Source organism: Micromonospora sp. AKA38 (assembly GCF_027925725.1).
GTDB lineage: Bacteria > Actinomycetota > Actinomycetes > Mycobacteriales > Micromonosporaceae > Micromonospora.
In genome coordinates this window covers 652446-664903 of sequence record NZ_BNEI01000001.1, presented here as the reverse complement: position 1 = coordinate 664903, position 12458 = coordinate 652446, and the positions used below count along the sequence as shown (strand labels likewise).

Sequence of the window (12458 nt, the reverse complement as noted above, 5' to 3'; positions counted from 1 at the left end):
TGTTCCGGGACCCCCGCCTGTACGCGCAGAGCGAAATTCGACCGTCGGCGGAAGGCCCGGTCGAGGGGGCTCGGGCGGCATCGAGGCGCCCGCCACGGTCGTCCACAGCCTGTGGACGGAATCTCCACCGCCTGTGGACAACTCCTCCGGACGCCGGATTCTTCCCGGGTCGGCGGCCCGTCCCGACCGCCACCGGGCCCCTGACCGGGAAAGAGACATCGGCGACGAAGAGGGCGAAACGCCGACGCCGGCCCGGAGTCGTCCTCCCGGCCGGCGTCGGTCGCCGTCGCGTGCGGTCGGTGTCAGCGCCCCGCCTTGGCGTGGAACTCGTCCACGATCTCCTGCGGGATCCGGCCCCGGTCGGAGATGTCCTTGCCGTTGTTCTTGGCCCACTCCCGGATTGCCTTGTTCTGCTCGCGGTCCGCGGTCGCGCCGCCCCGGCCGCGTGCGGCCCGGCCACCCACGACCACTCCCCCGCGACCGACCTTCGTTCCGTGCGCGATGTACTGCGCGAATGCATCGCGCAATTTTTCAGCGTTGGAAGCCGAGAGGTCGATCTCGTACTGCACGCCGTCCAGCGCGAACTTGACAGTCTCGTCAGCGTCCCCGCCGTCCAGGTCATCGACCAGCTTGTGAATGATCTGCTTGGCCACGTCCCACATTCCTTTCGAGCAGGGTTGCGCTCCTGCATTACTCAGAGCACGATATCCTGCCCGATGCTTGCTCCGTCAATAGGATGGCGTAACAAGCCGGAGAAGCTTTGCGGCCCTACTCGGGCCGGACCAAGGGGAACAGGATGGTTTCCCGAATTCCCAGGCCGGTCAGCGCCATCAGGAGCCGGTCGATTCCCATTCCCATGCCGCCGGCCGGCGGCATTCCGTACTCCATCGCCCGGAGAAAGTCCTCGTCGAGTCGCATGGCCTCGTCGTCGCCACGCGCCGCGAGCTGCGCCTGGGCCACCAGCCGCTCCCGCTGCACGACCGGGTCCACCAGCTCGGAGTACGCGGTGCCCAGCTCGAAGCCGAGCACGTAGAGGTCCCACTTCTCGGCCAGGCCGGGCTCGCTCCGGTGCGCCCGGGTCAGCGGGCTGGTCTCCTCCGGGTAGTCGCGGACGAACGTGGGCGCCCGCAGGGACGGCACCACCAGTTCCTCGAACAACTCCTCGGCCAGCTTGCCGGGACCCCACTTCGGGTCGACCGAGAGGCCGATCTTGTCCGCGTACTCGACCAGGCGTGACCTTTCGGTGCGGACGGTGACTTCCTCACCGAGCGCTTCGGAAAGAACACCGAACAGCGTCACCGACCGCCACTCGCCGCCCAGGTCGAACTCGCTGCCGTCGGCGTGGGTCACCACGGTCGAGCCGGCGACCGCGACGGCGGCCTGCTGCACCAGATTCCGGGTCAACGCGGCCATGGTGTCGTAGTCGCCGTAGGCCTGGTACGCCTCCAGCATCGCGAACTCGGGCGAGTGCGAGGAGTCGATGCCCTCATTACGGAAGTTGCGGTTGATCTCGAAGACGCGGTCGACGCCACCCACGACCGCCCGCTTGAGAAACAGTTCCGGTGCGATTCGCAGATACAGATCGGTGTCGAGCGCATTGCTGTGGGTCACGAATGGCCGGGCGGTCGCGCCACCGTGCAGCAGTTGCAGCATCGGCGTCTCGACCTCGATGAACTCCTGCCCGTGCAGGGTGTCCCGCAGGCTGCGGACCGCGGCGGCCCGGGTCCGCACCATCTGCCGGGCCTGCGGACGGACCACCAGGTCGACGTAGCGCTGGCGGACCCGGGACTCCTCACTCAGCGGCTTGTGCGCCACCGGCAGCGGGCGCAGCGCCTTGGCGGTGACCACCCACTCGTCGGCCAGCACCGACAGCTCGCCGCGCCGGCTGGTGATCACCTCGCCGGTCACGCCGACGTGGTCACCGAGGTCCACCAGGCGCTTCCAGTCCGCCAGCCGCTCCGGGCCGACCCGGTCCAGCGAGAGCATCGCCTGGAGCTCCGTGCCGTCGCCGTCACGCAGCGTGGCGAAGCACAGCTTGCCAGTGTTCCGAATGAAGATCACCCGGCCGGTGACCGAGGCCCGGTCCCCGGTGGCGGTGTCGGTGGGCAGGTCGGCGTAGCGCTCCCGGAGCAGCGCCAGCGTGGTGGTCCGGGGGAAGCCGACCGGGTACGGCTCGACGCCCTCGGCGAGCATCCGGTCCCGCTTCTCCCGGCGGACCTTCATCTGCTCGGGAAGGTCGTCGGCGGGATCTGTTGGCAGGGCGTTCTGCTCGGTCACGGCACGCTTCCTCAGGCCTTGGGGAACATCGGCGGGGTCAGCCCATGAGCGTACTCAAGCGCCGTGCCGGCCGTTACGGGATAACCTGCCGGCCATGACCGACCCCACTGCGGCGCTCTCGTTCGGCGCCGCCGCAGCCGAGTACGACCGGTTCCGGCCCCGCTATCCCGAGGCGGCGCTGCGCTGGGCGTTGGACGGGTCACCGACCCCGGCCCGGGTGGTCGACCTCGGTGCCGGCACCGGCATCCTCACCCGTGGCGTGACCGCGCTCGGGCATCACGTCGTACCCGTGGAACCCGATCCGGGGATGCGGACGCAACTGGCCGCCGCCACGCCGGGCACGACGGCGCTCGCCGGCAGCGCGGAGTCGGTGCCGCTGCCGGACGGCGACGCGGACGCCGTGCTGGCCGGGCAGGCCTACCACTGGTTCGACCGGGACCGCGCGCACACCGAGGTGGCCCGGGTGCTGCGCCCCGGCGGCACGTTCGCGCCGGTGTGGAACGTGCGTGACGAACGGGTCGGCTGGGTGGCCGAGCTGACCCGGATCGCCCATCTCGACCACAACGCCGGTGACGTGACCGGCCGGTACGCCGACTTCGGCCCCGCCTTCACCCCGGTCGAGGTGGGCGAGTTCGACCACGCCACCACGCTCACGCCGGACGACCTGGTGGCGATGCTGCACACCCGCTCCTACTGGCTGACCGCCACCCCGGCCGAGCGGGCCCGGGTCGACGGCGGGCTGGCCGAGCTGCTCGCCACCCACCCCGAGCTGGCCGGCCGGGCCACCGTGGAGCTGCCCTACCGCACGATCGTGCTCCGGGCGCGGCGGCGTTAGGAGGGGGCCCCTCCTCTACCGGAGGCGTTAAGAAGGGGCCCTTCCTTTCAGAGGTTGCGGTCGTAGACCATTCGCAAGCCGATCAGCGTGATCATCGGCTCGTGGTGGGTGATGGTGCGGCACTCGCCCACCACCAACGAGGCCAGGCCGCCGGTGGCGATCACCGCCCGCACCTCGCCCAGCTCCTCGGACATCCGCTCGACGATCCGGTCCACCTGGCCGGCGAATCCGAAGTAGAGACCGGACTGGAGGCACTCGACCGTGTTCTTGCCGATCACCGAGCGCGGCCGGGTGGCCTCCACCTTGCGTAGCTGCGCGGCGCGGGCGGCCAGCGCGTCGAAGGAGATCTCGATGCCGGGCGCGAACGCCCCGCCGAGGAACTCGCCCCGATCGCTGATCACGTCGAAGTTGGTGGTGGTGCCGAAGTCGACCACGATCGACGGCCCGCCGTAGAGCGTGTACGCGGCAAGCGTGTTGACCACCCGGTCCGCGCCCACCTCCTTCGGGTTGTCGATGGCGAGCTGCACGCCGGTGCGGACCCCGGGCTCGACGATCACGCTGGGCAGGTCGGCGTAGTAGCGGCCCAGCATGGTGCGCAGCGACCGCAACGCGGCCGGCACGGTCGAGCAGGCGGCCACTCCGGTGATCTCCACGGCGTCACCGGCCAGCAGCCCGCGGAACATCAGACCCAGCTCGTCCGCGGTGGAACGGGCGTCGGTCTTGATCCGCCACGAGTGCACCAGCTTGTCGCCCTCGAAGGTCGCCAGCACGGTGTTGGTGTTTCCGATGTCGATGCAGAGCAGCACAGCGGCAGCCTAGACGGTCACCTGGCGTGCAGGTCGAGGGCGATGTCGAGGATCGGCGACGAGTGGGTCAACGCGCCGACGGAGAGGAAGTCCACGCCGGTCGCCCCGTACTCGGCCGCCACCGGCAGGGTCAGCCCGCCGGTCGCCTCCAGCTCCGCCCGGTCGCCCACCGTGGCCACCACCTCGCGCAACTGCGCCGGGGTCATGTTGTCCAGCAGCAGGAACCCGGCCCCGGCCTCGACCGCCTCCACCGCCTCGGCCGGCGTGTCCACCTCCACCTGCACCGGAACGTCGGGGAACGTCTCCCGCACCCGGCGGAACGCGGCTGCGATCCCGCCGGCCGCCACCTTGTGGTTGTCCTTGATCATGGCGACGTCGTGCAGGCCCATCCGCTTGTTGGTGCCGCCGCCGGCCCGGACCGCGTACTTCTCCAGCGCCCGCAGCCCCGGCGTGGTCTTGCGGGTGTCCAGCACCATCGCCTTCGTGCCGGCCAGCGCGTCCGCCCAGGCCCGGGTGTGGGTCGCCACCCCGGACATCCGGGAGAGCAGGTTGAGCGCCGTCCGCTCGGCGGTCAGCAGCAGTCGGGTCGGCCCGGTCACGGTCGCCAGCACGTCGCCGCGCGCCACCCGCTGCCCGTCGTGGGCCACCAGCGACACCTCGACCGTACGCCCGGCGCCGGTCACGTCGCCGACCAGCTCGAACACGGCGGCGGCCACCGGCAGCCCGGCGACCACGCCGTCCGCGCGCGCCACCAGGTCGGCGGTGTCCTGCTGCTCGGCCGGGACGGTGGCGACGCTCGTCACGTCGAGGAAGTCCGGGCCCAGGTCCTCGGTCAGCGCGTCGACCACGACCCGCCGGACCCGCTCCGGATCCAGGCCACCCTCGCGCAGCGCCCGCACCGTCGACTCGATCATGAATTCTTCTCCTCGTTCACCACGTTCGCGACTGCGGGGCTCACCGGACCGGATCCTCCCAACGCTCGGCGAGCAGCCCGTCCGGGCCCACCTCGGCCACCAGGTGCCCCAGCCACCGGTCGTCGGCCACCGGGAAGTCCTCCCGCCAGTGGCAGCCCCGCGTCTCCTGCCGGGCGTACCCGGCGGCGACGAGCGTCGCCGCCACCGTGAGCAGGTTCGTCGCCTCCCAGTCCGCGGTACGCGGCACGCCCGCCCCCTCGCCCAGCGCGCGCAGCGTGGCGGCGGTGGCGGCCAGCGTCTCCGCGGAGCGGAGCACACCCGCGCCGCGGGTCATCGCCCGTTGCAGCTCCGGCGTGCCCGCCGCCGGCACCAGCCGGCCCGGCCCGCCCACCCAGGCGCCGGTCTCCGCCGGGCGGGCCTGCTCGGGCAGCCCGGCGGCGATGTCCTCGGCGATCCGGCGGGAGAAGACCAGCCCCTCCAGCAGCGAGTTGCTGGCCAGCCGGTTGGCGCCGTGCACACCGGTGCAGGCCACCTCGCCGCACGCGTACAGGCCGGGGATCGAGGTACGGCCGTGCAGGTCGGTCCGGACGCCGCCGGAGGCGTAGTGGGCGGCCGGCGCGACCGGGATCAGGTCGGTCGCCGGGTCCACGCCGATGGCCAGGCAGGACGCCACGATGGTGGGGAACCGCCGGGCCAGGAAGTCACCGCCCAGGTGCCGCGCGTCCAGGAACACGTGGTCAGCTCCGCTGGCGAGCAGCACCCGGTGGATGCCCTTGGCCACCACGTCACGGGGGGCCAGCTCGGCCAGCTCGTGCTGGCCGACCATGAACCGCTTGCCGTCGCCGTCGACCAGGTGGGCGCCCTCGCCGCGCAGCGCCTCGGAGACCAGCGGCTGCTGTGCGAGACCGGCGCCCGGTCCGCTCGCCGGCACGATCAGCGCGGTCGGGTGGAACTGGACGAACTCCAGGTCGGTGACGGCCGCGCCGGCGCGCAGCGCCAGCGCCACCCCGTCGCCGGTGGAGACCGCCGGGTTGGTGGTGGCGGCGAAGATCTGCCCCATCCCGCCGGTGGCCAGCACCACCGCGCGGCCGAGGATCGCGCCGACGCCGTCCTCGCTGCCCTCGCCGAGCACGTGCAGCGTGACCCCGCAGGCCGGCCCGAGCCCGCCGGGGCCGTCGCCCGGCGCGCGCAGCAGGTCCAGCACCAGGGCGTGCTCCACCAGCCGGATCCACGGGTCGCGGCGCACCGCGGCGTGCAGCGCCCGCTGCACCTCCGCGCCGGTGGCGTCGCCGCCGGCGTGCACGATCCGGTCGGCCCGGTGACCGCCCTCCCGGGTGAGCATCAGTGAGCCGTCCGGGTTGCGGTCGAACTCCGCCCCGATCCGCATCAGCTCGCGCAGCCGGGTCGGGCCCTCCTCCACCAGGGCCCGTACCGACGCCGGGTCGCAGAGGCCGACGCCGGCCACCTCGGTGTCGTGGGCGTGCGCGGCCGGGCTGTCCGCCGGGTCGAGCACCGCGGCGATGCCGCCCTGCGCCCAGCGGGTGGAGCCCTCGTCGATGTCGACCTTGGTGACGACCGTGACGTGCAGGCCGGCCTCACGCAGGTGCAGCGCGGCGGTCAGCCCGGCGACCCCGGAGCCGACCACGATCACGTCGGTGGTCTCCACCCAACCGGGTGCGGGCGCGGCGAGCAGCCGGGGCAGTGCCGGCAGGTCGACCGTGGGAAGGTCCATGAGCACAGTCAACCCGAAGCATCCTCGTCCCGGGCGTCGGGGGCGGGACGAGTGGTTCCGGCTACCTCGTCCGGACCGGCATCCCGGCCGGGCCGGCGTCCTTCAACGAGACGCTCACCTTGCGGTCGCTGAGCCACAGGTAGCAGCGGACCCCACGGTCGCCGACCGCCCAGCGGCCGGGGCCGGGCGGCCGGACCACCGCGTAGCTGCGGTACCGCAACACCGGGTCGGCGGGCACGCCGGTCCAGCGCGCGATGGCGGCGTAGCAGCCGGCGTAGAGCGGGGCCCAGTCCGCCGGCTTCTTCGGGTACGGCCGGTCCGGCGCCGCCCACACGCCGACGAACTCGGCGTCGTGCGCGGTCGCGCAGTCGACCGCGGTGAGCGTCTGCACCCGCCGCCGGTCCTGGCCGGCGCGCTGGCAGCCGAGGCGCAGCCGGGAGGGCTGCTTGAGCGCGTCGCGCAGGCTGCCCGTCCGGGTCACCACGGTGGCCGCCGCCTCGGTCGTGTTCAGCTCGGTCAGGTCGCACCGGAACCAGCGGGAACCGGCCGTCCACCCGGTGCCGGTGGGCATCGCCACGGCCAGCCGGAGCCGACCGGCACGCCAGTCGTCGCCGACGTAGCCCCGGGCCCGGGTGTCGCACTCGGCGAACGCGGTACGCAGTTCCGGCGAGGTGAGCGCCGGCGGAGCGGCCCGGTCGACGGTGAACGCGCCGACGTGCACCGTCTCCACCCGATGCGGCACGTCGCAGCCGACCGGCGCGTACCCGGCCAGGCCCACGGTCGGGGTGAAGTCGGCGACCTGGCAGACGCCGGCCACCGGCGTGAACGGCCCGGCGGGGCCCAGCGCCGGCCAGTCGTCGGCGAGGTCCCCGTCCAGCCCACCGGACGAGGCACACCCCACCAGCAGCACGCCCGCGATCACCGCGGCGACGAGGCTGCGCATCGCACGGCCCATCGCGCCTCCCCCAGCCCGACGACCGTCGATTCCGACGGCCCGCCCAGGGTAGCCGAAAATGACCTTCCGGTAACAGACCGCGCTGACCCGCTCCACCACCCCGCTCGGCCGCCCCGCTCGCCGATCTTGCGGTTGTTGCCCCGACAAATGATGCAAAGGGGGCAGACGCGGGGCACCAACTGCAAGATCGCGGAGAGGGGCGGGGACGGGAGGGGCGGGTCGGGGCGGGGCGGGGCGGTCAGGGCAGGAGGGCGGCGAGGGGGTTGGGGATGGGGGTGCCGGCGGTGCCGGGGGCGGCGGTGGTGGGGTCGGCCGTCAGGTCGACGATGCGGTTGTCGACGTCGACGTGCACCACCCGGGGCTGCCAGGTGCGGGCCTCGGCGTCGTCCATCTGCCCGTACGAGATGAGGATGACCAGGTCACCGGGGTGCACCAGGTGCGCGGCGGCACCGTTGATGCCGATCACGCCGCTGCCCCGGCGACCCGGGATCACGTACGTCTCCAGCCGCGCCCCGTTGGTGATGTCGACGATCGCGACCTGCTCGCCGGGGAGCAGGTCCGCGGCGTCCAGCAGATCCTCGTCCACCGTCACCGAGCCGACGTAGTGCAGGTCGGCCTGGGTCACCGTGGCCCGGTGGATCTTCGACTTGAGCATGGTCCGGAGCATCGGGTTGCCTTTCCGCAGTTCGTGGAGGGGTCAGGGACGCGGCACGAGGTGGATCGCCGTGTTGTCGATCAGGCGGGTGGCGCCCACCCAGGCGGCGATCAGCAGCCGGGCCGCGCCGGAGACCGGGCCGGGCTCCAGGTCGGTGTCGGTGAGCACCAGGTAGTCGAGACGGGCCTCCGGCGCGTCGAACGCCCGGTGGGCGGCGGCCAGCACCGCGCCCGCGTCGTCACCCCGCTCCGCCGCCGCCGCACCGGCGCGCAGCGCGGCGGAGAGGCTCAGCGCGGCCCGCCGCTCCGACGCGGAGAGGTAACGGTTGCGGCTGGACAGCGCCAGGCCGTCCGGCTCGCGTACGGTCGGCACGCCGACGATCTCGGTCGGCACGTCGAGGTCGCGGACCATCCGGCGGACCAGGGTGAGCTGCTGGTAGTCCTTCTCGCCGAAGAAGGCCAGGTCCGGGCGGGTGAGCTGGAGCAGCTTCAGGACCACGGTGAGCACGCCGTGGAAGAAGCCGGGCCGGCTCAGGCCCTCCAGGTCCGCGCCGAGCGGACCCGGGTCGAGCCGCACCGTCGGCTGTCCCTCCGGATACATCTCGTTCACCGTGGGCGCGAAGACCAGGTCCACCCCGGCCCGGCGGCAGATCTCCAGGTCCGCGTCGAGCGTGCGCGGATAGCGGTCGAAGTCCTCGTTCGGGCCGAACTGGAGCGGATTCACGAAGATCGTCACCAGCACGTGGTCGGCCCGCTCCCGGGCGGCCCGCAGCAGCGTCTCGTGCCCCGCGTGCAGCGCGCCCATGGTCATCACCACGCCGACGCTGCCGGCCAGCCCGTTCCGGGCCGCCGCCAACTCCTTACGCGTGTGCACCACGTTCACCACGAGGAGGCCACCTCCATCCCGTCCAGCACGTCCCGCAGCGGCGCCGCGTCCGCCGGGTGCAGGCGACCCGCCGCGACGGCGCGGTCCGCCGTCCGTCGGGCCAACGCCAGGTAGGCCGGCACCGATTCCGGCGCGGTCGCGGCCAGCCGGTCCAGGTGCCGGCGTACGGTGCCCGCGTCGCCCCGGGAGACCGGGCCGGTCAGCGCGTCGTCGCCGAGCCGCAACGCGTTCTCCAGGGCGGCCCGCAACAGCGGGGCCAGCACCTTCTCCGGCCGGTCCACCCCGGCGTCGCGCAGCCGGTCGGCCGCGTCGTTGACCACTGTCACCAGGTGGTTCGCGCCGTGCGCGAGCGCCGCGTGGTAGAGCGGCCGGTCGGCCTCGCCCACCCACTCCGGCACCCCGCCCAGGTCGGCCACCAGCCGGGCCGCGAACGGGCGCAACTCGGCCGGGGCGGTCACCCCGTAGGAGCTGCCGGCCAGGCGGGACAGGTCGTCCGGCGTACCGGTGAAGGTCATCGCCGGGTGCAGCGCGAGCGGCCGGGCGCCGGCCGCGGCGGCCGGGGCCAGCACGGCCAGCCCGTGCGCGCCGGAGGTGTGCGCCACGACCTGCCCCGGGCGCAGCGCGCCGGTGGCGGCCAGGTCGGCGACCACAGCGGCCAGGGCGTCGTCGGGGACCGCCACGAGCAGGAGGTCGGTGGCGGCGCGGGCCACGGCGGGCGCGGCGCGGTGCGGGGTCTGCGGCAGCAGCAGCGCCAACCGGGCCCGCGAGGCGCCGGACGCGCCGGACGCGGCGACCACCCGGTGACCGGCGGCGGCGAGCGCCGCGCCGAGCACGGCGCCGACCCGGCCGGCGCCGAGCACACCGACGGTGAGGGTACGGGGAAAGGCGAGCGGGGCGCGGTGGACCCGCGGGCGCAGCGGTGCGCTCATGGCAGCGATCCAGTCCTCGAAGGGGGTACCGGTCGATGGCAAGTATGCGCCGTGGTCACGGAGTCGGAACAAGAAGGTGTGAAAACCTTCACCGGTGCGGTATGGGCTGGCGCGCACCGTTGCGGCCCGCCTCCTGTCCGGTCACCGTAGGGTCGGCACGGTGACGTCCCTTGAACGAGGAATGCATTGACGGCGCTGCGTTGGCGCGACGCGATGGAGACCGCGCTCTACGGCCCGGACGGCTTCTTCGTCTCCGGTCCGGGGCCGGCCGCCCACTTCCGCACCAGCGTGCACGCGTCCCCGGTGTTCGCGTCCTGCCTACGGCACGTCCTCACCGCGCTCGACCTCGCGCTCGACCATCCCGCCCGGCTGGACGTGGTCGATGTGGGCGCCGGGCGGGCCGAGTTGCTCCGCGCGCTGCTCGGCGCCGTCGTGGCGACGCCCACCGAGCCGTCGCTGGCGGAGCGGATCCGGCTCGTCGCGGTGGAGAGGGCCGCCCGCCCGGCCGACCTGCCCGCCGAGATCGAATGGCGGCCCGACCTCCCGCCGGAGATCACCGGCCTGCTGCTGGCCACCGAGTGGCTCGACAACGTCCCCCTGGATGTCGCCACCCACACCCCCCACGGCTGGCGTCACGTCCTGGTCGACCCCGTCACCGGCGAGGAGACCGTCGGTCCGGCCCTCCCCCGAGCCGACGAAACCTGGCTGACCCACTGGTGGCCCCGCGCCCCGACCCTCACCCCGTTGATCAAGGAGTTTGCGTCGGGCGGAGGCCCCGACCAGGACGCAAACTTCTTGGTCGACGAGGGCAGGTGGGGGCGGGTGGAGATCGGGCGGGGGCGGGACGAGGTGTGGGCGGAGGCCGTCGGACGGGTGCGGCGGGGGGCGGCGCTGGCCGTCGACTACGGGCACCTGCGGGACGCCCGGCCCGTCGACGGGACGTTGACCGGGTACCGGAACGGGCGGCAGGTGCCGCCGGTGCCGGACGGGTCGTGCGACGTGACCGCGCACGTCGCCATCGACTCGGTCGCCTCCGCCGGTGAGCGGGTCGCGCGGTGCGCGTACACCCTGGTGTCGCAGCGGGCGGCGCTGCGGGCGCTCGGGGCCGACGGCGGGCGACCCCCGCTGAGCCTGGCCTCCCGGGACCCGGCCGGGTACCTGCGCGCGCTGGCCGCGGCGTCGGCGGTGGCCGAGCTGACCGACCCGACCGGCCTCGGCGGGCACTGGTGGCTGTGGCAGCCGGTCGGCGTCGACCTCGATCCGCTTCTGGCACGATGACGGGCATGACCACGGACGCCGGCGACCTCCGCGAACTGACCGTCGGGACCGGCGCCGGCGGTGAGCAGCTCGGCACGGACATGGTGCTCAACATCGGGCCGCAGCACCCGTCGACGCACGGCGTGCTCCGGCTGCGCCTGGTGCTCGACGGCGAGCGGGTGGTCGCCGCCGAGCCGATCGTCGGCTACATGCACCGGGGCGCGGAGAAACTCTTCGAGGTACGCGACTACCGGCAGATCATCGTGCTCGCCAACCGGCACGACTGGCTCTCCGCGTTCTCCAACGAGCTGGGCGTGGTGCTCGCGGTGGAACGGCTGATGGGCATGGAGGTGCCGGAGCGCGCCACCTGGCTGCGGATGGCGCTGGCCGAGCTGAACCGGGTGCTCAACCACCTGATGTTCCTCGGCTCGTACCCGCTGGAGATCGGCGCGATCACACCGATGTTCTACGCGTTCCGGGAACGGGAGACCATCCAGGCGGTGATGGAGGAGGTCTCCGGCGGCCGGATCCACTACATGTTCAACCGGGTCGGCGGCCTCAAGGAGGAGGTGCCGGCCGGCTGGACCGGCCGCGCCCGCGCCGCCATCGGCGAGGTCCGCCGCCGGATGCCGGACCTGGACAACCTGATCCGGCGCAACGAGATCTTCCTGGCCCGTACCGTCGGCGTCGGCGTGCTCTCGGCGGCCGACGCCGCCGCGTTCGGCGCGTCCGGGCCGGTCGGCCGGGCCTCCGGCCTCGACCTCGACCTGCGCCGCGACGAGCCCTACCTGGCGTACGACCAGCTCGACGTGCCGGTGGTGACGAAGACCGCCGGGGACTGCCACGCCCGCTTCGAGGTGCTGCTCGACCAGGTGTACGCGTCGCTCGACCTCGCCGAGCAGTGCCTGGACCGGGTGGACCGGATCAGCGGGCCGGTGAACACCCGACTGCCCAAGGTCGTCAAGGCGCCCGAGGGGCACACGTACGCCTGGACCGAGAACCCGCTCGGCATCAACGGGTACTACCTGGTGTCGCGGGGCGAGAAGACGCCGTGGCGGCTCAAGCTGCGCACCGCCTCGTACGCAAACGTGCAGGCGCTGTCGACGCTGCTGCCCGGTTGTCTGGTGCCGGACCTGATCGCCATCCTCGGCTCGATGTTCTTCGTGGTGGGCGACATCGACAAGTGATCTGCGGCGCGGCGACGCCGCCCGCG

General features: G+C 73.4%; 12 protein-coding genes. 3 read left to right on the top strand and 9 right to left on the bottom strand.

What is annotated here, in order from left to right; all coding sequences use genetic code 11:
- Positions 1 to 302: 302 nt before the first annotated feature.
- Both TPA0908_RS03135 and lysS read right to left on the bottom strand, forming a co-directional pair.
- Positions 303 to 653 (bottom strand): histone-like nucleoid-structuring protein Lsr2, encoded by a 351-nt coding sequence (locus tag TPA0908_RS03135; protein WP_308447803.1) that lies wholly within the window; start codon positions 651 to 653, stop codon positions 303 to 305.
- Positions 654 to 768: 115 nt separating this feature from the next.
- On the bottom strand, positions 769 to 2277 hold the full coding sequence (gene lysS, locus TPA0908_RS03130) for a lysine--tRNA ligase (RefSeq protein WP_281934423.1): 1509 nt from the start codon (positions 2275 to 2277) through the stop codon (positions 769 to 771).
- A gap of 94 nt (positions 2278 to 2371) precedes the next feature.
- Between lysS and TPA0908_RS03125 the strand changes: the two genes are divergently transcribed.
- Positions 2372 to 3112 (top strand): class I SAM-dependent methyltransferase, encoded by a 741-nt coding sequence (locus tag TPA0908_RS03125; RefSeq protein ID WP_281934421.1) that lies wholly within the window; start codon positions 2372 to 2374, stop codon positions 3110 to 3112.
- A gap of 47 nt (positions 3113 to 3159) precedes the next feature.
- Here the strand turns inward: TPA0908_RS03125 and TPA0908_RS03120 are convergent, their stop codons facing one another.
- The 7 genes from TPA0908_RS03120 to TPA0908_RS03090 form a co-directional block, all read right to left on the bottom strand.
- Complete coding sequence (locus TPA0908_RS03120; RefSeq protein ID WP_281934419.1) at positions 3160 to 3918, bottom strand: type III pantothenate kinase; 759 nt, start codon at positions 3916 to 3918, stop codon at positions 3160 to 3162.
- A gap of 17 nt (positions 3919 to 3935) precedes the next feature.
- Positions 3936 to 4832 (bottom strand): carboxylating nicotinate-nucleotide diphosphorylase, encoded by an 897-nt coding sequence (gene nadC / locus TPA0908_RS03115; RefSeq protein WP_281934417.1) that lies wholly within the window; start codon positions 4830 to 4832, stop codon positions 3936 to 3938.
- A gap of 40 nt (positions 4833 to 4872) precedes the next feature.
- On the bottom strand, positions 4873 to 6564 hold the full coding sequence (locus tag TPA0908_RS03110; RefSeq protein WP_281934416.1) for an L-aspartate oxidase: 1692 nt from the start codon (positions 6562 to 6564) through the stop codon (positions 4873 to 4875).
- Between the two features lie 61 nt (positions 6565 to 6625).
- Positions 6626 to 7519, bottom strand: coding sequence for a septum formation family protein (locus TPA0908_RS03105; protein ID WP_281934415.1), 894 nt, complete (start codon positions 7517 to 7519; stop codon positions 6626 to 6628).
- A gap of 238 nt (positions 7520 to 7757) precedes the next feature.
- The gene (gene panD, locus TPA0908_RS03100; RefSeq protein WP_281934414.1) at positions 7758 to 8186 is read right to left on the bottom strand and encodes an aspartate 1-decarboxylase; all 429 of its coding nucleotides are present in this window, start codon (positions 8184 to 8186) and stop codon (positions 7758 to 7760) included.
- A 30-nt stretch (positions 8187 to 8216) separates the two neighbouring features.
- A complete protein-coding gene (gene panC / locus TPA0908_RS03095) occupies positions 8217 to 9059 on the bottom strand; it encodes a pantoate--beta-alanine ligase (protein ID WP_281934412.1) in 843 nt (280 codons plus the stop codon).
- Positions 9053 to 9988 carry a Rossmann-like and DUF2520 domain-containing protein gene (locus tag TPA0908_RS03090; protein ID WP_281934410.1) on the bottom strand — a complete coding sequence of 312 codons (936 nt, stop codon included), beginning with the start codon at positions 9986 to 9988 and terminating at the stop codon, positions 9053 to 9055. The genes panC and TPA0908_RS03090 overlap by 7 nt, the downstream gene beginning before the upstream one ends.
- A gap of 213 nt (positions 9989 to 10201) precedes the next feature.
- Here TPA0908_RS03090 and TPA0908_RS03085 point away from each other — a divergent pair, with 213 nt between their 5' ends.
- Positions 10202 to 11266: an SAM-dependent methyltransferase gene (locus TPA0908_RS03085; protein WP_281934667.1), complete on the top strand. Its 1065-nt coding sequence runs from the start codon at positions 10202 to 10204 to the stop codon at positions 11264 to 11266.
- Entirely contained in the window at positions 11263 to 12432 is a 1170-nt protein-coding gene (locus TPA0908_RS03080; RefSeq protein ID WP_181570726.1) for an NADH-quinone oxidoreductase subunit D, read from the top strand. Before TPA0908_RS03085 ends, TPA0908_RS03080 begins: the two co-directional genes overlap by 4 nt.
- Positions 12433 to 12458 lie beyond the last annotated feature (26 nt).